Raw genomic sequence first — 22851 nt, forward strand, 5'->3', positions numbered from 1 at the left:
GGCAGGTTTAGCTGTTGGGCCGCCCTGAACTGGGACCACTGCCAATGCATCCCTATCGAGAGGTTGTCATAAAAACGCTCAAGGTCAACATCGACAGTCACGTCAGTTATTAGCAACATTATTGCTAAGGTAGTATCAAACTTGTTTGGGTCGTTGAACCGGCTTTGTTTGAATGCAAATCAGATTTAGGGTACGCCTCTCCGTGATCGGTTACCGCTGTCAGGTAATATGTTCGCTTTCTGGCATGCATGCCTTCGTCATTTTATTTTTTTACAGCAATGGCCTTTTTTATACGAGAAAGGCCAAAATTTGTCAGTACGTAATTAAATCTGACAGTTCACTTCGAGCGAGACATGTGATTTAGGTCCGTGTAAATAGGCCAATATCTTCTTAATTTCCATTTCACAAAACAAAGCTGCTTTTTTAACTGACTAACTACTCAAAAGCATCATTGTGGTTAGCTTTTTGGAGCTAACATGTTCCAACAACTGCTACTGTTTAAATATCCAGATAAAAAGTTTCACTCTGGGTCAGATGAGTGATAGAGTTTCACCCATAAGACCCTATGGAGGCATTATGTCTGAATTTGAATTACTGGCACAGGATCTGCTTGAGAAAGCAGGGAAGGAAGAAAAGCTGCGACAGGAAAATGATAAAAAGCTGATCGAGCAGGTACTGGAAATCTATGATCAGAAGTACGTGGCTGAGTTACTTAGAAAAGTCGGGAAAAACGAGTGGAGTCGCGAAACCCTTAACCGCTGGGTTAATGGTAAGTGCCCACCAAAATCACTGACGTCAGTTGAAGAAGCACTTCTCCGGAAAATGCTGCCAGAACCGCCTGCATACCACCCGGACTATTCTTTCCGGTTCATTGACCTATTTGCAGGTATTGGAGGTATACGAAAAGGCTTTGAGGCCATTGGTGGCCAGTGCGTTTTTACTAGCGAATGGAATAAAGAGGCAGTACGCACTTATAAAGCCAACTGGTTTAATGATGAGCACGTACACAAATTCAATCTCGATATCCGGGAAGTCACTCTCAGTGACAAACCTGAAGTGTCAGAAACCGATGCCTATGCCTACATTGATGAGCACGTGCCTGATCATGATGTGCTTCTCGCAGGTTTTCCCTGCCAGCCATTTAGTCTTGCTGGTGTGAGCAAGAAAAACTCATTAGGTCGTGCGCATGGTTTTGAATGTGAGGCGCAGGGAACGCTTTTCTTTGACGTGGCGCGCATTATACGGGCAAAAAAACCGGCCATCTTTGTGCTGGAGAATGTCAAAAACCTGAAGAGTCATGATAAGGGTAAAACCTTTAAAGTCATCATGGAGACCCTTGACGAGCTGGGTTATGAAGTTGCGGATGCTGCTGATGTGGGAAAAAGCGATCCTAAAGTCATCGATGGAAAATATTTCCTGCCTCAGCACCGTGAACGTATCGTCTTAGTCGGATTCCGCCGCGACTTGAATATTCACAAGGGGTTTACCCTGCGCGACGTCAGCCATTTTTACCCGGAACAACGTCCGTCATTTGGCGAGCTATTGGAACCCGTGGTTGACAGTAAATATATCCTGACTCCGAAGCTCTGGGAGTACCTCTACAACTATGCTAAAAAGCATGCGGCGAAGGGGAATGGTTTCGGTTTTGGTCTCGTCAATCCTAAAAATAAGGAAAGTGTTGCCAGAACGCTTTCTGCCCGCTATCACAAAGACGGGTCTGAAATTCTGATAGACCGCGGCTGGGATATGGATATAGGTGAAGCAGACTTTATGAACAAAGAAAATCAAGCGCGTCGACCGCGCAGGCTGACTCCCCGCGAGTGTGCCCGCCTCATGGGCTTTGAAAAGCCAGACGGCAAGTCTTTCCGTATTCCGGTTTCTGATACGCAGTCATACCGACAGTTCGGTAACTCTGTTGTGGTACCGGTATTCGAAGCTGTTGCCAGACTGCTGCAACCTTATATCCTCAAAGCTGTTTCTGCCGATGTTGATAACGCTGAACAGGTCTGAGTAATGCTCCCGGCCTATGATACCGGGAGTTTACTTAAGGAAGTTTAGCGTAAAGGCCTGTAAGCTCTGCAATGAACGCACCTAACGTCATTAATTCCTCTCTGACCACTTCCGGGTATTTTCTGTGTAGCGATGACGGCACAACGAGCCTGACACCTGCTTCACGCATTTCCCTGTACTGTGCCTGAGACACCCCCTCTTGCAGTGTAAACAGATGCACTTGATGGATTTTATCTGCTTCATTCAGTATTTGGCGCCAGCGATCTTTACAGGTGGTCTTGACCGCCAGCATGCGTAAATTTTCTCTGGGAAACTCAACATTGTGGTATGCCTCTGCGGAGGGGAATAGGAAATCTGGTTTTTTATTGCCTTCAGTGACTGCCTGTGTGGCGAAGTGCCGCAGCTCGTGCTCAATGAAAAGATGCTCTAGGTGCAGCTCAAGTGACTTTCCGGCTCTTGATTTACGTCGATTACTGACAGAGTTGGCCAACGCAATAAACTCATCCACAGATTCAAATCCTCTCTGGATGATGTCAAGAACATGTAATTCCTCAACCAGCAGAAAGATGTCGTACTCAACGCGCCGGCGGTCAATCAGCTGCACATCTGGGTCATGGGAGTTTTTCGCATAATGACCGGCGGCATACTGAATAATTTCATTTCCAGACGGAAAGCGATGCTTCCAGTCTTCAGGAATAACGTATTTATGATTTACAGGTGCATGCTGAAGAGACAGGCCCCCTAGGATTTGCGAAGCGGGCCCAGAGATAAGTGTTCCCGGAATAACTTCGCCGATAGCGGTCTCGATAACGTCCTCTTCATCAGGGCTGGCGCATACCCAGATGTTCACTGTCTTACAGTCCCCGCCTTGCTCATCAAGCCTGAAGGCCAGAAGCGTCAGAGCACCTGTATTTTCAGGATCCTGAAGTGGGCTGCCTCTTCCCCAGCGCGTGATCCTTTTTTCATTCCGGGTTTTACCAAAATGACGGCTGTTATAATAAATAGCCCGGGCTTCGCTGTCGGGACAATCATGTGATGACACATGCGCAGTGAGAAAGACTGAAGGATTCATCTCGCGGGTATGGTTAATGGACGGAAACAGCTTTTCTACGATGCCGGAAGGGATATAAAGTCCGACCTGATGACCACCTGTTGCGCCTGTATCGTTGGCGGAAAGGCGTTTGATATAGACAAGATAATTTCCGCCAGCGATCTCAAGCAGCCAGTTATGAAAAACCGACATAAACACCCCTCTGTTAACCTGAAACTCGAAACGCCATTTTTTCATAGTTATATAAAAGCAACCAGTAAGGCTTTATAAGCATCGCGGTATGTCAGTGAACTGGCTGCAGGCCATACGCAGGGAATGTACCGCTTCCTCACTTTTTAAACTATAAAGTTACAGCATAAAGTTATATTTAACATTATGAAATTTAATAAAATTTTTAAGAATCCTGATAGAAGGAAGGGACAGATGGGAAGGGGGAGTGTGACGAACTAAGTGAGGACCTGTAACGACTTTCCGGTAATCACTTCTTGATTTTATCATAATAATTATGTTGAAATCATGAAGTGAACCTCACGGAGATGCTTTCATGACCATGCCTTATTGTATCCTACATACCGAAGCTGATTCAGATCTTGTACTTAACGAACTGGGTTTTTCAGAAAACGATATTCATGCCGCTTTGACGTCTGCTTTGTACGAGCGCCGCAAATCTAGCAAGCTTCACCCCGCAGTAGATGCAGGGTTCCGTTTCTGGAGTGAGATGGTCGCCGCGACCCGCCGTGTGCTGATTGGTAAGGGTAACGGCTGGTCTCCTGAAGTGGTCAAGCGAATGGAAATGGTCGTTAACTCAGCCAAAGGGGTTAATCTGATTATCACCTCGGGCGATAGGCACACCGGACGTCCTGATGGATTGCCGAAAACCAAAAATGCCAAGGGCGAGGCAACGCGCTCGATTGTTCACAACAATCCCGGCACAGCTGATATGTTCCAGACGGATGCGTTGTATTCAGGCAAATCTGAGATCACGCCGATAGACAGCACCCGTACTTATATCGTCCTGTATTATTATGATGCGGCTAACAAAGAGGTTCGCTGCGAGGTGTCATATCCGGTAGGAATGGTGAATCAGGACGGATTTGCCCGTGTAAGCGCATGGAGTGAGCGTATCATCTTGGGTCCTCTGCCGTTTGAAGGTGCTGATATTTTCCCTGATGAGGATTTTGATGATGACATATCTATTACTGTTGAAAGCAAATGAGTAACCCTGTTGATGACGGCAAACGCCTTTTTAATCCGTCCCGGCTCAAGCTGGCGCGGATTAGACGCAAACTGACCCTGAAGGAATTAGCAGAGAAAATGGGGCTATCTAGTCGTATTGTAATTGAGTACGAAAAACCCTATTGCTTGTATGAACCCACGCCAGAGACAGTCCAGGCGTACGCCAGCGCTCTAAAATATCCAGAGTCCTTTTTCTTTGGGGATGACGTTGAAGCAATCGATCCACTGACGGTTTCATTTCGTTCTTTGCGTACGACAAAAGCCGTCGACCAGCATGCGGCAATTGGAGCTGGTGGGTTGGGGGTTATGCTGAGCGAGTATTTCAGTACGCGCTTCACTTTGCCTCAGCCTGAACTGCCGAATCTTCGTGGAAGTGAGTCTGAGGTCGCCGCTCAGGCGGTGCGCGAAGCTTGGGGAATAGGTAAGAAGAGTATCACCAACGTTGTTCATCTTCTGGAGAAGCACGGCGTTAAGGTGTTCTGGCTCTCAGAGGAAACGGCGAGTATCGACGCTTTTTCCTTCTGGAAAGATGATGTTCCTTACATTTTCCTCAACACACGTAAGTCAGGTGAACGCAGCCGTTTCGATGCAGCACATGAGCTGGCTCATCTGGTACTTCACCGTCATGGAGATGTCAAGGGGCAGGATGCTGAGCGTGAAGCGGATGCTTTTGCGTCAGCATTTCTGATGCCCCCGGAAAACGTGATGGCCGTTAAGATGGCATTCCCGACGTTTGACAAAATCGTGCAACTGAAGTCGCTCTGGAAAGTTTCGGCGATGGCTCTGATTGTCAGAATGCGCAATCTGAACGTGCTGACGGAATGGCAATATAACAGCCTGATGCGCGATGCGACGGCAAAGGGATATCGAACCGGTGAGCCGGGAGGAATTGAGCGTGAAAGATCGCTCATTATTGAAAAAATGATGGCCGCTTTAGCAGGTAACGGCATTCATCTGACTCAACTGAGTGATGCGCTTAACGTGCCTGTTGATGAACTGAGCAGTCTACTTTACGGTGTGGCGGCAATCAGCGGTGGCAATAGCGGAACCTCACTATCAAGGGCCTCGCTCCGTCTGGTGTGAACAGGAAAACTGCTCATGCTTAGAGCCGCTAGAAGGAGTTTCTAGCGGTTTTTTTATTTATAGCCAGCGGACATGTTTCTGAATAGTAATCTTTAATATTCCTTGTTCGCCGCATTCTTGCCGAGATACTAGATATCAACCAATGCTACCAAAATACCATGAGGGGCTCGGAAAAATGTAGTGGTATTCCCCCGTAATTCCCCTGACCTGTCCCACCATTGGTAAGTACAGAATGGTTTTAGCAACATATGCTCTTGGCGCTCAGGAGTGCTGTGGTCCACCGGCGACGGACTGTTTCTGCTGACAAAACGGCTAGAGCGTGGCTGCTTCGGCTAACCGTCGGCCCATGATGGCAAAGTGTTCCTAACGTCGGCGCAACTGGCGGTGCTGCAGAACTGCTGCCATGGCGCATAGCACTGTCTTCCGAATAGCCGTCGTTCGTCAATACGGTTCTGGCTGTTCGCTTACCTTCCAGAGGAATTGTAGTATTTAAGTCTTTGAATCGATAACGAGATCAAATATTTTTGAGCTTAATGTGCGAGAATTTAAAAGTCATGGACTCATTAGTGGCATGAAAACTATTAGCTAATTTATTCAATGGGTAAAGTGAGCTGGGGGCGTAATCAACATGAAGCTTGAAGTAATTCGGGTATCTGGTTTCCAATCTTTTGGCCCAGAACCGACAGAGGTAAGCCTTGAAAATATCACTTACTTAATCGGTCCTAATGGCTCGGGTAAAACCGCGGCACTTCAGGCTTTATGCAAACTATTTGCCTTTGATCCTGCATTGCGTCGGATTCATCGTTCTGATTTCCATGTCCCTTATGATGAAGAAGAAGTTCCGGAAGAGCGCCAATTGTGGATAGAAGCTGACTTTTTATTTCCTGAACTTGATGAGGAAGATGATAACAGTACCGTAGCACCTCATTTTAGTCATATGCGACTTGATGATCCGGGAGGCCTCCCACGTGTGCGTTTTCGCCTCACGGCTACTATGGGACTGGATGGTGATATCGACGAAAACTTAGTGTATGTACTGGATGTCAATGCTGATGGTTCACCTCAAAACACAGCTCAAGTACCACGAGCAGAGCGTAATCACATCCAGGTTCATTATTTACCAGCCAGACGTGACCCTGCTGATCACATTACTTACGGTGCGAATGCATTACTAGGCCGTTTGCTCCGTGCCGTACGTTGGGATGCTGAGCGCGATACGATCAAAGGTCTGACCGATCAAATAAGCGACAGCCTTGCAGCCAACCCTTCAGTGAAAGCATTTAGTAAGAGTTTGAAAACAACCTGGGCCACTCTACACAAGGGCAAATTTTTCGCTGATCCAAAAATCACATTTGTGGCTTCGGAGATTGAAGCACTGTTGCGACATTTGTCGGTTTCTTTTACCCCCGGGCACGACGGTTCACTTGTCGATTTCTCGCGGTTGAGTGATGGCCAAAAGTCAATGCTTTATCTTTCCCTAGTATTATCATCTCAAGCGATTGGGAGAGCTGTGCTCGCCGAGGAAGATGTATCTTTTGATCCCGATAAGTTACGTCCACCGGTCTTTACGCTGGTCGCCTTGGAGGAGCCAGAAAATAGTCTTTCTCCACATTACCTGGGACGTATCGTCAGTGCTTTGTATACCATGACGAAAAATGTGGATGCACAAGCTCTCATTGCTACTCATGCCCCTACAATGTTACGTCGCGTTGCTCCTGAGTTAATACGTTATCTACGGTTAACTGAGGCTCGAAAAACACGGGTCACCTGTATCAAATTGCCAGAGAAAGCTGATGATGCACACAAGTTTGTCCGTGAAGCCGTCCAAGCATTTCCTGAGATTTATTTCTCACGTCTCGTCGTGCTAGGTGAAGGTGATAGTGAAGAGATTGTGTTGCCACGTCTACTTCAGGCCAAAGGCGCGTCAGTTGATGAGTCAGCAATCACGATTGCGCCGTTAGGCGGTAGGCATGTCAATCATTTTTGGCGGTTGCTTTCAGCGTTGCAGATTCCCTATCTGACATTGCTTGATCTTGATGTAGCTCGCTATGCGGCAGGATGGGGACGAATCAAGTATGTTAATGATCAGTTTTCTGCATATGAGCCGTATAAGAAACTCCCCAAAGATCACGGAATTCCAAGTTGGAAAGATAAAGCTCAAAAAGTTCGGGACTTTGATAATTATTTCGAACTTCTCGAAGAACGTGGCGTTTTTTTTTCTTCCCCAATGGATTTGGACTTTTCAATGTTACTGGCTTATCCCGAAGCTTATGATGTTGATAAAGAAAAACCTGATGAGTCAACTATCAAGGCTGTCCTCGGGAAAAGCCATCACGATTCATCTCAATACAGTGAAGACGAATTAATGTTGTTCAGCACCTATCATCAGCGCTTTAAGCTTGGCAGCAAACCAGCAGCACACATTGAGGCGTTAACTCAGCTAAGGGATACTGAATTACTTGACAACATGCCTGAGTCGCTAAACAGGCTGGCAGATGCAATTATTGCCAAACTCGAAGAGCTGCCAGAATGATTGCTGCTGAAGCATGGCAACCTGCCGATGGACTGACTTTAGAACCAAATGCAAAACGAGCAGCAAAAGCGCGTAAACGCTGCTTGGCACTCACCGCCGGACCAGGTGCGGGTAAAACGGAAATGCTTGCGCAACGAGCAGACTTCCTTTTGCGTACAGGAACATGTCGGTACCCTAAGCGGATTCTAGCGATCTCCTTCAAGGTTGATGCCAGCCGAAACCTAAAAGAGCGTGTCGAACGGCGGTGCGGGACCGATCTTGCCTCGCGTTTTGATAGCTATACCTTCCATGCATTTGCCAAACGTATCATCGATCGTTTCAGGCCGGTGCTCTCGGGGAAAGATGCCCTGGATGCGGGTTATACAATTGTAGACAAGAAAAATGGCCCCTCTCGTACTCAAATTGAATTCGGCGATCTGGTCCCTTTGGCAATCCAGATATTGAAAACCTCAAAAATTGCCCGTCATGCAATTCGGCAAACTTACAGCGATATTTTCTTGGATGAGTTCCAGGATTGCACGAATTTACAATATGACTTAGTTAAGCTTGCTTTCCAAGGGACTAGTCTTCGCCTTACGGCAGTAGGTGATACTAAACAAAAAATTATGGCTTGGGCTGGAGCGCTGGACGGTATTTTCCAAACCTTTGCCAATGATTTTAATGCCGTACCACTTAACATGTATCGCAATTTCCGTTCTAAACCACAATTGCTGCGGGTTCAGAACGAAATTATTCGTACGCTTGATCCTGACTCTGTCATGCCAGATGAACAATTGGGTGGCGATGGAGGTGAGGTTTATACCTGGCGTTTTGAAGACAGTTGTAAAGAAGCCGTCTATTTGGCTGATCTAATAAATGGTTGGATAAATACAGAACAATTACCACCTGCAGAAATTGCAGTCTTGGTTTCTAAACAGTTGGAACTTTATGCTGACCTCCTTATGACCGAGTTGGAAGCACGCGGTATTCCATATCGTAACGAACAACAATTGCAGGATATCACTATAGAACCTGCAGCACGTTTGATCGTAGATTATTTATCATGTCTCTACGGTAAGCGTGAACCTAAGGCTTGGATTAGATTGATGAATCAATTGATTCCTTTTGCCGATGAAGAAATACAGTCAAGTGCGAGAAAGGATCTTGATCAATTAATTAAAAAACAACGTAAAAAAATATCTGATGCTAGGCATACAGACTCACCTTTTTCGGATTGGGTACAATTAGCAATAGAGTTTCTGAAGTATATCGGCTCCAAAATTTTGGTTGCTTTATCACCTGACTATGAAACTCGTTCGCGTTTAAATGATGTTATCCGTGAAACTTTTGCCCGGATTAAAGAATTGCATAAATCAGAACCAGATTTGCCAAAAGCGTTGGGACGTTTTGCGGATGATCAGGCTGTACGCATTCTGACCATTCATAAAAGTAAAGGGTTGGAATTCGACTCTGTCATTATCATGGCAGTAGAAAACGAGATTTTCTTTGGCGATCAGGATGAGAATCGTTGCGCTTTTTTCGTCGGTGTTTCACGAGCGAAAAGACGGTTGATTCTCACACATGCCGATCAGCGAGAACGTCCTGCTAACGCCAGACGTTGGAATATCAATCGAACTGCTCAATCTGAGTATTTTAGTTATGTTACTCCATTTGTAGCGGGTAACAAGTTTAAGTGATTATCCATGTTTTATTAATAATTTATGGCTCATTTCTTAAAATAGTAACATGTTATAAATGCTCATTTCTGGAACAAAGAAGTCAGGTGTTGAGTGATTTCACTTAACTTGCCAAAAATTAAGAGATATATAATGATGAATCCTTCGTTAGGGGAGGTTACTTGCTCCTCATTGATTAGTACAGCAGTGTTGCATAATAAAAGTTTCTATGGCTAAAGATTAGTGATTGGGTCAGCATTGTAAAAAACTTCAGATATATATCATTCAACTGAGCATATCCAATTAACGGCAGAGTCTAGCGGTTCTGCCGTTTTTTATTATATTTTTCAGAGGAGTAGCCATGAGAAAATCTGAAGATCTTCAGCCGCTGCAGAACATACTTTCCAATCTACCTCAGTGGGTATCTGAACGTATATTGCAGCAGATAAATCAGTTAACTCATTACGAGCCAGTGATCGGCATTATGGGGAAAACCGGGGCGGGAAAGAGTAGCCTTTGCAATGCTCTGTTTGTCGGCGAAGTATCGCCGGTCAGCGATGTCGCGGCCTGCACCCGTGAACCTTTACGATTTCGTCTGCAGGTGGGCGAGCGCTTTATGACGCTGGTGGATTTGCCCGGCGTAGGAGAAAGTGGCGCTCGCGATACCGAGTATGCTGCGCTGTACCGCGAACAGCTTCCTCGCCTCGACCTGGTGCTGTGGCTGATTAAAGCCGATGACCGGGCGCTGGCGGTGGATGAACATTTTTATCATCAGGTGATTGGAGAGGAATACCGGCATAAGGTGCTGTTTGTTATCAGTCAGTCGGATAAGGCCGAACCCACCAGCGGTGGGGGACCTTTGTCCACGGCGCAGAAGCAGAATATCAGCCGTAAAATCTGTCTGCTGCATGAGCTGTTCCAGCCCGTACATCCGGTGTGTGCCGTGTCGGTCCGTCTTCAGTGGGGACTGCGGGTTATGGCCGAGCGAATGATTAAGTGCCTGCCACGTGAGGCCACCAGCCCGGTGGTGTCGCAACTCCAGTCTTCCTTTCGCACGACGGTAGTCCGGGAGCAGGCTCGTAGCGATTTTGGTGCAACCGTCGGTGCTGTAATCGATAGCATCAGTGCCTTTCCCCTGATACCCGCCCCGGTGCGAGCCGTCATTCAGGCCGTGCGCACCACCGTGGTGTCAGTGGCCCGCGCCGTCTGGGATTTCTTCTTCTAAGTATTTAACCCATCCCTGTTATTTCCCTGATCCTGTCGCCGATGCGACGGGGATCCCTTTTATTTGTTTTCCCGTTATGAGGAGTCTGCTTATGACCCGTCTGGCTTCGCGCTTTGGCGCAGCAAATCTTATCCGTCGCGACCGCCCGTTAACCCGTGAGGAGCTGTTTCGCGTGGTGCCCAGTGTGTTCAGCGAGGACAAACACGAGTCCCGTAGTGAGCGTTATACCTATATACCCACCATATCCCTACTGGACAGCCTGCAGCGCGAAGGCTTCCAGCCATTCTTTGCCTGTCAGACCCGGGTACGTGATCCTGGCCGTCGTGAACATACGAAGCATATGCTGCGTCTGCGTAGGGAGGGGCAGATTACCGGTAAGCAGGTGCCGGAAATTATCCTGCTCAACTCCCATGATGGCACCAGCTCGTACCAGATGTTACCGGGCTTGTTCAGGGCTGTGTGTCAGAACGGCCTCGTCTGTGGTGAGTCGTTTGGCGAGGTACGGGTGCCACACAAGGGGGACGTGGTGAGTCAGGTTATTGAGGGGGCGTATGAAGTGCTGGGGATTTTTGACCGTGTGGAAGAAAAGCGGGATGCCATGCAGTCATTGCTGTTGCCTCCACCTGCGCAGCAGGCACTGGCAAAAGCTGCGCTAACGTATCGCTTTGGTGAGGATCACCAGCCGGTTACTGAATCACAGATACTCTCCCCGCGCCGCTGGCAGGATGAGAGCAATGACCTTTGGACCACCTATCAGCGGATTCAGGAAAACCTGATTAAGGGCGGACTCAGCGGGCGTAATGCTAAAGGCGGACGAATGCATACCCGTGCCGTACGTGGCATTGACGGGGACGTGAAGCTTAACCGTGCGCTGTGGGTGATGGCAGAAACACTGCTCACGCAACTGCAGTAGACGTTTCATGTTGCCACGTTGTTAATATCGGACACCACCTGTCCGCATCGCTATGTGCTCGTGTGCCTCAATCCCCCGGTTATAGCTTTTAACCCCCGTTACATCTGGCTTTTGCAGAAATAAAAAATAGTTTCTGCGTTGTCCATACCCTGTCCGCCCCCCTCTTTAAAGTAATCACATCATTTTCAGTCAGTTAACTTTCCTGGAGAACCTCTCATGACACAGGCAGAACGCCGCCATGACCGGCTGGCTGTCAGGCTGTCACTGATAATCAGCCGTCTGGTTGCGGGTGAAACGTTGAGCGTGCGCAAACTGGCGGCTGAGTTTGGCGTGTCAGTGCGCACGCTGCGGCGAGATTTTCGTGAACGACTGATGTATCTGGACCTGGAGTATCAGTCCGGATACTGCCGCTTACGCACTGCTGGCAGTGAGATGCAGATGGTGCCCGACGTGCTTATCTTTGCCCACCGCAGCGGGCTGGCTGGGCTTTTTCCCGGCCTTGACCGCCGTCTGGTGAATGCACTGCTGATGTGCGATGAGTCTCCCTGCGTGATAGCACCAGCCAATCCGGTTCCTTCGCCTTCAGTAGCATTGTCTTTCTGGAGACTGATTCAGGCCATTACCGGGCGCAGGCGGGTGACGCTGATTGCGGAGGGGCGACGCTGTGAGCGCCTGGCTCCCTGCCGGTTACTCATCCACCAGCAGACCTGGTATCTGGTGGCTGAACACGAAGGGCATATCGCCGTATTCACACTTGATGAAATCCATCTGATTCAGCCTTTGCAGGAGACTTTTCGCCGCAATGACAGTCTGTGTCGCCTGGTTGAAGACCCGGTCTTCATTCAGGCCTTACCCCATTTTCGCTTTATCCAGCATTCACTGCTTACGTTTGTTCCGGCTGACAGCCCACCGGAATAGCGCAGGCGTTGTTATCAACCCGGCAACAGGGAGGAGCCCAATGCCCGTTATTGCCATTATCGCCATTGTTATCATCGTCATCATTCTGAACAAAACCGGAGTGTCCGACAGCCTCACGGCCCTGACACTTGCAACCGTTGCCGCACTACTGACGGGAGGTGGCGCAGCCGGTGCTGCCAGTGTCGCGCTGACGCCGTTCGTCGGCGTGCCGGTGGGTATTTTTGTGGGAATTTATGTCTTTGCCAAAGTGGTTCGTCTGATTTCAGGGAAAAAATAATGAAACGTAAAACACTACCTCTGCTGGCGCTGGTTGCCACCTCTCTGTTTCTGAGCGCCTGCGATGACAGGAGTGATGACCTCAAAGCTATCAGTAAATTTAAGGACCTCACGCCTCCGCGCTTCAGCGATGTGGTCAGCCGTCAGGATGATGTCAGGGAAGAATGGTCGCAGATTGCTCTTTCTGGCCCCACTCTGCAGGTCTTACGCACCCGCCAGTCGCCCGATGGTTGCGAGGGTGGCAGTTACTACTATCTGGTGGATATGGAGGAGAAAACCGTCCAGCCGCTGATGAATGCGCTGTGTATTGCCGACAACATCAGCCTGCAATACCACGAGAAAACTGACCCGCGCACCCGGGAGCGTTTCCTTGAATATTCCCATGACGGCAAACTGATGGGACGGCTGCTGATCCCCTCAAATCCTGATAACCGGGAATAAATACAAAGACAAAGGAGACGGAAATGAAAGTACGTTCACTAAGCCGGTATGTGCTCTCAGGCGTGCTGCTTACCAGCTTTAATGCCTCAGCGGTTCCCGGACTATGGCAGCAGGGTTATGGTCAGGGCAATGCGGAATACAGCGTGACGGATGCAAGTGGGAAAATTTTTACCATCAACTGTACGGAAAATCCGGACCAGAACGGTATTTACCAGCACTCGGTTTTTCTGACCCTCGCAGGGGATAAAACGATCAGCTCGCATGATGACAGTACCGACATCACAGTGGTGATGGACCATAAGCAATATGCCATTCCCTCAACCCTTGGCTGGCGTAACGGGGATAATGCCTGGTTTAGTTTCATCATGGATATCCGCAAGGCCAAGCAGTTCGAAGTCTACGTCAATGACCGCAAAGCAGGGACCTTCAGCGTTGACCTGACAAACGCTACGAAGGCACTGCCAACATTAGCAGACTGCACGAACGAGTGACTGTTGTGCTTTCCATCCATAACAACATACCTGGCTGCCAGAGGCAGCCAGGGCTTATTTTTTTCCTTTTTATTTCCACCAATTAGTCCAGCACTTCCGAATAATAAGCGCAATGGCCAGTTTTAGTTGACCATATAGAAATGATAAAATAATCACGTGTTATGTTGAGATTGTTTATTTAACGGTTGAGAGAAGCTATGGGTAAAATTTGTGATAAGTGTGCACACATGATGAGTGCATGTACTTGTGGAACTTGTGAGAACTGTGACGAGAAAGAGTCGGACTGTACCTGCAAAAAATGTAGCCAGTGCAATAACCTTGAGGACTTCTGCTCTTGCAGAATTTGTGAAGAATGTAGTGAAAAAGAAGCAGAGTGCTGCTGTTAAAATGTTAACAATACTGGCTGCAGGAGCTACCTGCCTGCAGCTTCGATTGCCGACGTACCCCGATCCCAGTTGGTTAGCGTATTTCGATTCTTGCAATAATCGCTGGACTCACAGCACGAAGCGGACATACTTACTGGATTGAAGGTCCGCTGTGAGCGAGAAGCGGACCTTTTCGCTCTGTACGGATAGAAAGCTACAAATTGATGCTCCATCTTCCAGATAGTTACAGGCAAAACGGTATATTCCAGAATTACCTGTACTGATGTCTGGTTACTCAGGTCTTGTTTATGTCGGGAACCATCCGGGAGTCTTCTGAATCACATGCCACAGTTTTTCAGGGATTGCCAGTTCGTCTGAGCGTTGAGACAGGATAAGCTTATTTTTTACCTTATCCTCATGACCTGCCATCACCAGTTCCATCCAGTTGGGATTCATGACAATCGTCCGGCCTAAGGCAACCAGTGACAGTCCGGCGTCCAGAGATTGTTGAGCCGCTTGTGACGAAGTAATTTTTCCCGCTGCCAGCAAAGGCAAACGCCCATTAAACTGCTCTACAAACCGCGCCAGGATCGTATCCTTACCCTCACTGCCCTGCGGCCGATCGGTCAGTACGTCGTGGAGTGAGATATGGAGATAGTCAATGAGAGTCTCTTTCTCTAACTGACCAGCCAGAGCCTGGGAGTCATTAATCCGTAATCCTCCGTCTCCTGACTCTTCCGGCGATAACCGGTAACCCAATAAAAAGGGTTTCCCGGCATGAGTTTCAATAACCCGCCGGACTTCCCTAACGACCTCCAGCGGAAAACGCATCCGGTTTGCTAATGAACCACCCCATTCGTCAGTACGCTGGTTAAACCAGGGGGAGAAGAAATTCTGGATAAGAAAACCATGCGCACCGTGCAATTCAACACCATCAAAACCGGCCTCAATTGCGCGGCGAGTGGCTTCGCCGAAGTCATGAATGACACCAGAAATTTCGTCATGACCCAAAGCCCGGCTGGCTTGTTCGCCACGATTAAAAGGGCCAGCCGGAGCGGCCAGGGCGCTGGCGCTGACGATCTCTCCACCAGGGATGAGTTCGGGAACCGCTTTATTACCGGCATGAAACAGTTGCAGGATTGCCAGCGCCCCCCCGTTTTTTGCTGCATCAGCCAGTTTCCTCAGACTCGGGATAAAACGATCATCGTAGGCTGCGAATTCATTGGTGAAACCCACACCGTTTCTCTGAACCTGAGCGCATCCCGTTATCACTAATCCCACACCGGTAGCGCGCGCCCGATAATAGTTTACTTCTTCATCTGAAATCGTTTCATCGTCATTAGCGGACCATGTGGTCATCGGTGCCATAACGACGCGGTTACGCATCCTGAGGCCATTTTTAAATGTGAAGGCCTGGGTTAATAAGTCAGTCATTGTACTCTCGATATTTAAAGCATCGGGTGCTTACACCCATTAATCAAAATCAGTGGTATTACTCAGCACCGCAAATTCGCGTATCTCTTTAATACGGGCTTCCAGCGAAGGCATTACAAAACTGATAGCGTCATTTCCTATTAGCAGCTGTCGGGGTGGGTTCTCCATTTCAACCACCTGACAAACCACCTGTGCGAGTTTGGCCGGGTCCCCTTGCTGTTGACCATCTGCGGATGCCAGCAGCTCACGCGCATCGCCATAATCGGCATAGTCCTCAATCTTTTTTTCGCCATAGTGGGCCGAACTATTACTGAGAAACTCGGTGCGGAAAAAACCGGGCTCAATTGCGGTGACATGAATACCAAGCGGCGCAACTTCATCGGCAAGTGCCAGGGTCATACCTGCAACGGCAAATTTCGAAGCTGAGTAAAATGTGGCGTTTGCGACCGCTTTGACACCCGCGATCGAGGACGTATTAATAATGCGTCCGCTACGCTGCTGGCGCATGACTGGTAACACAGCGCGTAGCACATTGGCCGTGCCGAACACGTTGGTGGTAAACTGCAGCTCAATTTGTTCAGCGGTTGCCTCTTCAAAGCGACCCAGCAGGCAGAATCCTGCGTTGTTAACCAGAACATCAATACGCCCGAAACGGCGAATAGCGGCATCAACGGCAACCTTAGCCTGGTGCTCATCGCGAACATCAAGCTCCAGCAGCGCAATATTCTCCGCCGCTACCGTGCTGAATATTTGGCGTAATTTGTCCATATTACGTCCCGTTGCCACCACACGATCTCCCTGCTGCAAAGCGGCATTCACTATACTGGCCCCCATACCGCGGGCAGCCCCGGTTACAAACCAAATACGATTCATCTCAGCTCACCTTGATAAGTTTAAGAACCCGTACTGCAATACAAGCTGTACGGGTAAAATGGCATAATTGATTTACATAAAGTACGGCTTGTCGCCATCGGTCCCGGGCTGGTTAACACCGATATTTTCACCAATATGTTGTTCAGGTTTATCAATCATATCGCTGATTAATGCGGCAACGCTTTTGCGGGATACCACCGTGCCTTTGAACGGCTCATTGCGGGTAGTGAGCTCATAATCAACCGTATCTTCATCCGTCAGCCAGGCCGGACGCAGGATGGTGTAATCCAGCCCGGAGGCTTCAATCGCGTCAGCCGCACGGCGGAATGGCCTGAGCGGTTCGCCGATAGTGGCGTTATTCCACTCGCCGAATTTCCCCGGGACTTCATCATAAATACCGAGAGAAAGGACGAAAATCAGGCGTCTTACGCCAGCGGCTTTCATCGCCGCAATCACCGCCTTCGCCTGAAGATCCAAATCTTCCCCGGTCAGGTTGGCGTACACCACATCCTGACCCACCATGGCCTGTTCCAGCGCTGTATGGTTTAACACATCGCCCATGATAATCCGGCTATTGAGCGGGTGTGGTGTGTGGATTTTGACCGGATGACGGGCAAATAATGTCTGTGTGACGCCCGGTTTATCCGCTAATTGGTCGATAACATGGCGGGCAATCTGCCCGCTGGCGCCAAGTACCAGGACTTTTTGAATGATGTTTTTCACGGGGCATTACTCCAGGTGTGCGGCAAAGAACGGAAGCACTTTTGACATCGCTTCACGAACCGCTTCCGGTTTGTCATACAGTTCGTAATGCGAAAAATCGGCTAATGAGACTAACTGGCGGTCACGGGAAACGGCAGCCCGTCCATAGATTTCCAGACCATCACGGTAAGCCCCGAAAGCGCCCACTTTTTCACCGACCACCACCATCACGGGTTGAGTCAGCAACACTTCCGCAAAAGCGAAGGCATCCCAGGCCAGCGTTTTCTGCGCATGTGAGAACACCATTCGCGTTGCCCCACCTGGCTGCTGGCCGCGCGGCGTTTTGTAGTAGTCTGTTGCCTCAAACACGTCACGCTCAGTCAGTCCACTGGCCATTGCTATTTCCGGGCTGGCGGGGAGCAGTTCATTAACCTGAATTTCCCCTCCTCGGGCTTCATTTGTACGCTGTGCCGCCATCGCATTCAGCGCGCCAATAGGGTCGTAATTGCTGAAACCTTCGCGAAAAAGACGGCCGATGTTTACGCCGGTGATGCTCACCACGGCTTTAATACGCTTCTCCGTCAGTGTGGCATTAATGGCATAGCCACCGCCGCCGCAAATACCCAGCACGCCAATCCGTTCAGCATCGACGTAAGGCAGCGTTACGGCGTAATCAATAACGCGACTGATATCTTCCACGCGCTGATTCGGATCCTCCACCCAGCGTGGAGAGCCGCCGGATCCCCCCTGGAAACTGGCGTCATAGGCGATCGCGACATAGCCTGCTTCAGCCAGCACTTTTCCGTAGACATTGCCGGACGTCTGTTCCTTACAGCTGCCAAAAGGGTGGACGCTGATAATTGTCGGATACTGTTTTGACTCATCGAACGCCGGTGGAAAATGAATGCTGGCCGCAATGTGCCAGGCCATATCGGCGTTCTGGATTTGAACATCTTTCATTACAGCGTCTCCTCAAAGAACGGGGCTAATACGGAAACGGCTTCCGCAACGTAGGCTTTACCGTCATACAAGTCCATGTGGTTGGCGCCTTCGACAATGTGGTACCGCTTGTCCTGGCCTGAGGCGCGATCGTACAGGTCGTCACTCATCCATTTACTTCCCGCTACGCTACCCGCCACAATTTGCAGCGGCTGGGTCAGGTAAATCTCCGCCATATGGTACGCGTCGTAGGTAATGATCTGGTTGAGGCTGCGCAGCGTGGCGTATCCAGGGGCCGTCGGGTACTGTGCCCGTGGCGTGTGGTAGTACTCCCAGGCCTGGCGCAATTCTTCATTTGGTGCATCAGACTCTTTCATGGGCGCCAGCGGCATGGTGGCATACTCACCGCTGCTAATATCGGTACTACGGGCATTTGAACCCGCTTCAACGTACGGCAGCGCATCAATGGATTTCACATTGTTTTCCCAGCCGTTGCGGAACATCGAGCCGATATTGACGGCGCTGACGGTTCCGATGGCCTTGATACGGCGATCCTGAATCGCGGCATTGGCGGTGTAGCCCGCACCGGCGCATATTCCCATCGCGCCAATTCGCGCGGTGTCGACATAAGGAAGCGTGGTCAGGTAATCAATCACTGCGCTGACATCTTCGGTACGGATATACGGGTTTTCCAGCTGGCGAGGTTCTCCACCGCTTTCGCCCTGATAAGACGCATCGTAAGCCACCGTCACAAACCCTCTTTCTGCCAGCTTTTCGGCATAGGTTCCGGCAGTTTGTTCCTTAACGCCGCCCCCCGGATGAGAAACCACAATGGCCGGGTACTTGCGGCTTTCATCAAATGCGGGTGGAAAATAAAGTACAGCGGACAAAGAAATTGTCGGGATATTGCTGTTGGTGAAGCTGATTTTCTGGTTCATCATCCGGTTCCTCATTGGGCTGTCGGCTATCTGTCATGTTTGATGGGATAACTATAGCCATTGATCATTAAGATGATTAGACCCAAAATAATGATTGGACTTATCATTTAAATGATTAATTGCCGGATGAAAACACAGAGATGAAACGCGATGAGATAGCCGATCTGATGGCATTTGTGGCCGTCGCCGAAGAGCGTAGTTTCACCCGGGCTGCCGCCCGTCTGGGCATGGCCCAGTCAGCGCTAAGCCAGATAGTGCGCCGAACAGAAGACCGCCTGAGCCTGCGGCTTCTGACGCGTACTACACGCAGTGTTGTTCCCACAGAGGCGGGTGAACACCTCTTGTCTGTTCTTGGTCCAATGCTGCACGACATAGACTCGACCCTGGCCTCATTAGGCGATCTGCGTGACCGCCCCTCAGGCACAATACGCATTACCACAGTGGAACATGCCGCAAAGACCATATTGTTGCCCGCCATGCGCACGCTGTTGAAATCTCACCCTGACATTAATGTGCAGCTGCTCATCGATTACGGCCTGACTGATGTCGTCTCAGAGCGTTTTGATGCCGGGGTTCGCCTGGGGGGAGAGATGGATAAGGATATGATTGCTGTTCGAATCGGGCCCGATATCCCGATGGCAATTGTTGGTGCGCCAGAATATCTCTCGCGAAAAGGTATTCCAGTGTCTGTGGCGCACCTGGTCGATCATCAGGCTATTAATCTGTACCTTCCTTCATCGGGTACCGCGAATCGCTGGAGATTAGTGCGTGGAGGGCGCGAAGTCAGGGTTCGCATGGAAGGACAACTGCTATTGAATACGATAGACCTGATCCTCGATGCAGCGATTGACGGGCACGGCCTCACGTATCTGCCTTATGACCAGGTTCAGCAGGCTATTGAAGAAAAAAAACTGACCCGCGTTCTGGAGAAATTTACACCCGACTTACCAGGGTATCATCTGTACTACCCACACCGCCGCCATGCGGGTTCGGCATTTTCTCTGTTAATTGATGTGCTTAAGTATAATGGATCTGTTTAGATATCTTTTCGATGATGAGTTCAGGCATTCAGGGGAAACTCGCGTGTTCTGTACAACGTCCGCTTCTGGCACAGGGCTGCTGATGCAGCCCTGACAACCTTATACTTCGATCGATTCAGAGATCTCTAATGCATCATCGACTTCAATGCCCAGATAACGGACTGTGCTTTCCAGTTTCTTATGGCCCAACAGAAGTTGGATCACCCGGAGATTCTTGGTTTTCTTGTAGATTAGGTAAGGTTTTGTTCTTCTCATGGAATGTGTGCTGTAAAGCGAATCTTCGAGACCAAGCTTTTCTATCCACCCATGAAAAATTCGGTTGTATTGCCGGGTAGATATGGGCTGGTTAGTTCCGACTCGAGACCGAAACAAGAAGTCTTTACTATGCAAATTGCCAAGCTTTATCAATGCAGCAACAGCTTCTCTTGTCCCTTTGGTTATCTCAAACTGCACAGGGCTACCGGTTTTCTGTTGCAACACCGTAGCTCTGCTTGAAACAGAGCTACCATATGCAACATCAGATACTTTGAGGTTGACCAGATCACAGCCTCGTAGCTTACTGTCCAGAGCCATATTGAACAGAGCTAAATCGCGCATTTTACCTTCCAGTTCAAGCCGGATTCGGATCCCCGAGATATGAGATATCTGAAGTGGTCTTTTTTGGCCGATGATACGGTCTTTGTTCCACGGTGACGTGTTCATACTCAAATCTCCTGCAATGTGGGAGATTTGAGTATGGTTGTCCCTTATGAGCGAGGTGCGGACTTAAGGCTGTGGAACAGAGTATGATCTATTCCACAACATACAACCACAATGAATTTAACTGATATCTCTTACAGGAAACCACCCTGTTCCTTTTGATGCCTTGATAACGCCCCAAAGTTTGTCTGGAATAGATAGCTCTGGCACGAATTTGGGATCAAGTACTGTCTGAATTTCATCACTTCGACCTAATTTAGCCAAAGAAACCCACTCAGGGTTAATAACTAACCCTTTTCCTACTGCGACAAGAGGAAGTCCTAAGGAAAGCGCTTCCAGCGCCTGTTCAGGGGTGCGCACTTTACCCGCAGCAATCACCGGAACCCTCCCGGCAATATGGTTTAATAGCAATTCGATAGTTCGCAGCCCTTTTGAATTCTCAACGGGATAGCTCTCGTTAATACTCATCAGAGAGGCGTGTATATAGGAGACACCGGATGAGATCAAACGATCCAGTAGCTTATAAGTGTCCCCTAACCGCAATCCCCCCTCGGCAGACTCTTCAGGGGAAATTCTGTAGCCAATGACAAAAGGCTTTGTCGCACATTCGTAAACTGCGTTTTTAACTTCCTGCAATACGGCTAGTGGGAAACGCATACGATTCTCAAGCTCGCCTCCCCATCTGTCGGAGCGATGATTAAATAGGGGGGAGAAGAAATTTTGCAGGAGAAAACCATGCGCGCCATGAAGCTCCACACCATCGAAACCGGCTTTAATCGCTCTTTTAGTCACATCACCAAATGCCTGAATCGTTGCCTGGATTTCGTTCTCCGTCATTCCCCTGCTCAGGGTTTTACCACTATTGAAATCACTAGCGTGGTCGTTTGATGCACTGGCGCTTAAAACATCACTATTTGGTACAAGTTCAGGAAGCGCCTTGTTGCCAGCATGAAAAATCTGAAGAATGGCCGGTGCACCGCCACTCTTTGCCGCAGTAGCCAATTTTTCAAGACTGTTTATGAATCGATCGTCATACGCTGCAAACTCATCGGTAAATCCGATACCACTTGGCGTAACGTAGGTACACCCGGTAATTACCAGTCCAACATCCCGCGAGCGTCGTTCATAAAATGCCAGCTCTTGATCAGATATCGTCCCGTCAGGATTTGCTGACCATGTGGTCATAGGGGCCATTATAATACGGTTACGTAATTCTATGTTTTCGCCCAAGGAATAAGGGGCGAATAATGATGTAAATTTGTTTTTCATGATGTTATTCCGGTTGGGTTTTATTTGTCAGAAGATGCTCGTTATGGAAGTTAACTATTTAAATACGGATTACATAAATTTAGGTTTACTTCCATTAGTGCCTGGTTTGTTCAAACCAATATTTTTATTAACCATTTGCGATGGGGTGTTTATGATTTGGACAACCTGATCAGCTACGCTCTTTCTGGAAACTTCTGTTCCTTTAAATTGTTCATCTTTTTGTGTGACCTCATAATCAACTTCATTCTCATCTGTCAGCCAGGCGGCTCTGATGATGGTATAGTCGAGGTTTGATGCTTCCAGAATGTCAGCAGCTTTCCTGTAGCGAGGGAAATACTCTCCAATGGTTTTATTGTTCCACTCACCGAAAGCGCCTGGCACTTCATCGTAAATTCCAAGGGTATTAATACTGATCACTCTGGTTACGTTATTTTTTTTCATTGCTGAAGTAATGACTTCCATCTGTTCGTCCACATTTCCAGCAAGGTTTGCATAAACAATATCTTTCCCTGCTACAAGTTGGTCCATGAGCCTCTGGTCTGACGCATCACCAATGATAATTTCGGAATTTAGAGGTTCATTCCCTTTTATTTTTATTGGGTTGCGATACAACAATGTCATTTTAATATCAGTTTGAGTGGATAGCATATCTATCACCCAACGGGCAATTTGCCCATTGGCGCCTAAAACAAGCACATTTGTCATTTTTATGTCCAGGATAGTCATCAAATTGTAAATGGGGGGTAATTCCCCCCCATGT

At 48.7% G+C, this 22851-nt stretch carries 21 protein-coding genes; 12 read left to right on the plus strand and 9 right to left on the minus strand.

Annotated elements, in window-relative coordinates:
- Window positions 1-576: 576 nt before the first annotated feature.
- Entirely contained in the window at window positions 577-2010 is a 1434-nt protein-coding gene (locus ABK821_RS20920; RefSeq protein ID WP_343178840.1) for a DNA cytosine methyltransferase, read from the plus strand.
- A 34-nt stretch (window positions 2011-2044) separates the two neighbouring features.
- Here ABK821_RS20920 and ABK821_RS20925 read toward each other — a convergent pair whose 3' ends face one another.
- Entirely contained in the window at window positions 2045-3253 is a 1209-nt protein-coding gene (locus ABK821_RS20925) for a type II restriction endonuclease (protein ID WP_395034116.1), read from the minus strand.
- A gap of 352 nt (window positions 3254-3605) precedes the next feature.
- On the opposite strand from ABK821_RS20925, the gene ABK821_RS20930 reads away from it, so the two are divergent.
- The 10 genes from ABK821_RS20930 to yfjT all read left to right on the plus strand — a co-directional run bounded on the left by ABK821_RS20930 (window position 3606) and on the right by yfjT (window position 13832).
- Entirely contained in the window at window positions 3606-4277 is a 672-nt protein-coding gene (locus tag ABK821_RS20930; protein WP_023326116.1) for a hypothetical protein, read from the plus strand.
- Window positions 4274-5380: an XRE family transcriptional regulator gene (locus ABK821_RS20935; RefSeq protein WP_343178839.1), complete on the plus strand. Its 1107-nt coding sequence runs from the start codon at window positions 4274-4276 to the stop codon at window positions 5378-5380. Before ABK821_RS20930 ends, ABK821_RS20935 begins: the two co-directional genes overlap by 4 nt.
- Before the next feature lie 628 nt (window positions 5381-6008).
- Entirely contained in the window at window positions 6009-7913 is a 1905-nt protein-coding gene (locus tag ABK821_RS20940; RefSeq protein WP_343178838.1) for a TOPRIM nucleotidyl transferase/hydrolase domain-containing protein, read from the plus strand.
- On the plus strand, window positions 7910-9589 hold the full coding sequence (locus ABK821_RS20945; RefSeq protein WP_343178837.1) for an ATP-dependent helicase: 1680 nt from the start codon (window positions 7910-7912) through the stop codon (window positions 9587-9589). Before ABK821_RS20940 ends, ABK821_RS20945 begins: the two co-directional genes overlap by 4 nt.
- A gap of 340 nt (window positions 9590-9929) precedes the next feature.
- The gene (locus ABK821_RS20950) at window positions 9930-10793 is read left to right on the plus strand and encodes a GTPase family protein (RefSeq protein WP_343178836.1); all 864 of its coding nucleotides are present in this window, start codon (window positions 9930-9932) and stop codon (window positions 10791-10793) included.
- Between the two features lie 91 nt (window positions 10794-10884).
- Entirely contained in the window at window positions 10885-11706 is an 822-nt protein-coding gene (locus ABK821_RS20955; RefSeq protein WP_343178835.1) for a DUF932 domain-containing protein, read from the plus strand.
- Window positions 11707-11922: 216 nt separating this feature from the next.
- Window positions 11923-12624 (plus strand): WYL domain-containing protein, encoded by a 702-nt coding sequence (locus ABK821_RS20960; protein WP_343178834.1) that lies wholly within the window; start codon window positions 11923-11925, stop codon window positions 12622-12624.
- A 40-nt stretch (window positions 12625-12664) separates the two neighbouring features.
- Window positions 12665-12901, plus strand: a complete 237-nt coding sequence (ypjK, locus tag ABK821_RS20965; protein ID WP_001144029.1) for a protein YpjK — start codon at window positions 12665-12667, stop codon at window positions 12899-12901.
- The gene (locus tag ABK821_RS20970) at window positions 12901-13341 is read left to right on the plus strand and encodes a YfjS/YafY family lipoprotein (protein WP_032230808.1); all 441 of its coding nucleotides are present in this window, start codon (window positions 12901-12903) and stop codon (window positions 13339-13341) included. The genes ypjK and ABK821_RS20970 overlap by 1 nt, the downstream gene beginning before the upstream one ends.
- A 23-nt stretch (window positions 13342-13364) precedes the next feature.
- Window positions 13365-13832, plus strand: a complete 468-nt coding sequence (gene yfjT / locus ABK821_RS20975) for a protein YfjT (protein ID WP_343178833.1) — start codon at window positions 13365-13367, stop codon at window positions 13830-13832.
- 671 nt (window positions 13833-14503) lie between these two features.
- Here the strand turns inward: yfjT and ABK821_RS20980 are convergent.
- The 5 genes from ABK821_RS20980 to ABK821_RS21000 form a co-directional block, all read right to left on the minus strand.
- A complete protein-coding gene (locus tag ABK821_RS20980; protein WP_395034111.1) occupies window positions 14504-15631 on the minus strand; it encodes an NADH-dependent flavin oxidoreductase in 1128 nt (375 codons plus the stop codon).
- A 39-nt stretch (window positions 15632-15670) separates the two neighbouring features.
- A complete protein-coding gene (locus ABK821_RS20985; RefSeq protein ID WP_343178692.1) occupies window positions 15671-16504 on the minus strand; it encodes an SDR family NAD(P)-dependent oxidoreductase in 834 nt (277 codons plus the stop codon).
- Between the two features lie 72 nt (window positions 16505-16576).
- Window positions 16577-17215, minus strand: coding sequence for an SDR family oxidoreductase (locus ABK821_RS20990; RefSeq protein ID WP_142255902.1), 639 nt, complete (start codon window positions 17213-17215; stop codon window positions 16577-16579).
- An 18-nt stretch (window positions 17216-17233) separates the two neighbouring features.
- The gene (locus ABK821_RS20995; RefSeq protein ID WP_112203995.1) at window positions 17234-18166 is read right to left on the minus strand and encodes an alpha/beta hydrolase; all 933 of its coding nucleotides are present in this window, start codon (window positions 18164-18166) and stop codon (window positions 17234-17236) included.
- Window positions 18166-19086 carry an alpha/beta hydrolase gene (locus ABK821_RS21000; protein ID WP_343178693.1) on the minus strand — a complete coding sequence of 307 codons (921 nt, stop codon included), beginning with the start codon at window positions 19084-19086 and terminating at the stop codon, window positions 18166-18168. The genes ABK821_RS20995 and ABK821_RS21000 overlap by 1 nt, the downstream gene beginning before the upstream one ends.
- 137 nt (window positions 19087-19223) lie before the next feature.
- Between ABK821_RS21000 and ABK821_RS21005 the strand changes: the two genes are divergently transcribed.
- Window positions 19224-20123, plus strand: a complete 900-nt coding sequence (locus tag ABK821_RS21005) for a LysR family transcriptional regulator (RefSeq protein ID WP_343178694.1) — start codon at window positions 19224-19226, stop codon at window positions 20121-20123.
- Between the two features lie 99 nt (window positions 20124-20222).
- Here ABK821_RS21005 and ABK821_RS21010 read toward each other — a convergent pair whose 3' ends face one another.
- The 3 genes from ABK821_RS21010 to ABK821_RS21020 all read right to left on the minus strand — a co-directional run bounded on the left by ABK821_RS21010 (window position 20223) and on the right by ABK821_RS21020 (window position 22796).
- Complete coding sequence (locus ABK821_RS21010; protein WP_343178695.1) at window positions 20223-20825, minus strand: site-specific integrase; 603 nt, start codon at window positions 20823-20825, stop codon at window positions 20223-20225.
- A 117-nt stretch (window positions 20826-20942) separates the two neighbouring features.
- Window positions 20943-22091 (minus strand): NADH-dependent flavin oxidoreductase, encoded by a 1149-nt coding sequence (locus ABK821_RS21015; protein ID WP_049157783.1) that lies wholly within the window; start codon window positions 22089-22091, stop codon window positions 20943-20945.
- Window positions 22092-22160: 69 nt separating this feature from the next.
- Window positions 22161-22796, minus strand: coding sequence for an SDR family oxidoreductase (locus ABK821_RS21020; RefSeq protein WP_110204424.1), 636 nt, complete (start codon window positions 22794-22796; stop codon window positions 22161-22163).
- Between the last annotated feature and the right edge of the window lie 55 nt (window positions 22797-22851).

The sequence above is a fragment of the Klebsiella sp. KE9456 genome (genome assembly GCF_043832615.1).
GTDB classification, from domain to species: Bacteria; Pseudomonadota; Gammaproteobacteria; order Enterobacterales; family Enterobacteriaceae; genus Klebsiella; species Klebsiella indica.

Coding starts and splice junctions, on each gene's coding strand:
- ABK821_RS20920 (WP_343178840.1), top strand. CDS start 577: ATGTCTGAATTTGAATTACTGGCACAGGATCTGCTTGAGAAAGCAGGG.
- ABK821_RS20925 (WP_395034116.1), bottom strand. CDS start 3,253: ATGTCGGTTTTTCATAACTGGCTGCTTGAGATCGCTGGCGGAAATTAT.
- ABK821_RS20930 (WP_023326116.1), top strand. CDS start 3,606: ATGACCATGCCTTATTGTATCCTACATACCGAAGCTGATTCAGATCTT.
- ABK821_RS20935 (WP_343178839.1), top strand. CDS start 4,274: ATGAGTAACCCTGTTGATGACGGCAAACGCCTTTTTAATCCGTCCCGG.
- ABK821_RS20940 (WP_343178838.1), top strand. CDS start 6,009: ATGAAGCTTGAAGTAATTCGGGTATCTGGTTTCCAATCTTTTGGCCCA.
- ABK821_RS20945 (WP_343178837.1), top strand. CDS start 7,910: ATGATTGCTGCTGAAGCATGGCAACCTGCCGATGGACTGACTTTAGAA.
- ABK821_RS20950 (WP_343178836.1), top strand. CDS start 9,930: ATGAGAAAATCTGAAGATCTTCAGCCGCTGCAGAACATACTTTCCAAT.
- ABK821_RS20955 (WP_343178835.1), top strand. CDS start 10,885: ATGACCCGTCTGGCTTCGCGCTTTGGCGCAGCAAATCTTATCCGTCGC.
- ABK821_RS20960 (WP_343178834.1), top strand. CDS start 11,923: ATGACACAGGCAGAACGCCGCCATGACCGGCTGGCTGTCAGGCTGTCA.
- ypjK (WP_001144029.1), top strand. CDS start 12,665: ATGCCCGTTATTGCCATTATCGCCATTGTTATCATCGTCATCATTCTG.
- ABK821_RS20970 (WP_032230808.1), top strand. CDS start 12,901: ATGAAACGTAAAACACTACCTCTGCTGGCGCTGGTTGCCACCTCTCTG.
- yfjT (WP_343178833.1), top strand. CDS start 13,365: ATGAAAGTACGTTCACTAAGCCGGTATGTGCTCTCAGGCGTGCTGCTT.
- ABK821_RS20980 (WP_395034111.1), bottom strand. CDS start 15,631: ATGACTGACTTATTAACCCAGGCCTTCACATTTAAAAATGGCCTCAGG.
- ABK821_RS20985 (WP_343178692.1), bottom strand. CDS start 16,504: ATGAATCGTATTTGGTTTGTAACCGGGGCTGCCCGCGGTATGGGGGCC.
- ABK821_RS20995 (WP_112203995.1), bottom strand. CDS start 18,166: ATGAAAGATGTTCAAATCCAGAACGCCGATATGGCCTGGCACATTGCG.
- ABK821_RS21000 (WP_343178693.1), bottom strand. CDS start 19,086: ATGATGAACCAGAAAATCAGCTTCACCAACAGCAATATCCCGACAATT.
- ABK821_RS21005 (WP_343178694.1), top strand. CDS start 19,224: ATGAAACGCGATGAGATAGCCGATCTGATGGCATTTGTGGCCGTCGCC.
- ABK821_RS21010 (WP_343178695.1), bottom strand. CDS start 20,825: ATGAACACGTCACCGTGGAACAAAGACCGTATCATCGGCCAAAAAAGA.
- ABK821_RS21015 (WP_049157783.1), bottom strand. CDS start 22,091: ATGAAAAACAAATTTACATCATTATTCGCCCCTTATTCCTTGGGCGAA.
- ABK821_RS21020 (WP_110204424.1), bottom strand. CDS start 22,796: ATGACAAATGTGCTTGTTTTAGGCGCCAATGGGCAAATTGCCCGTTGG.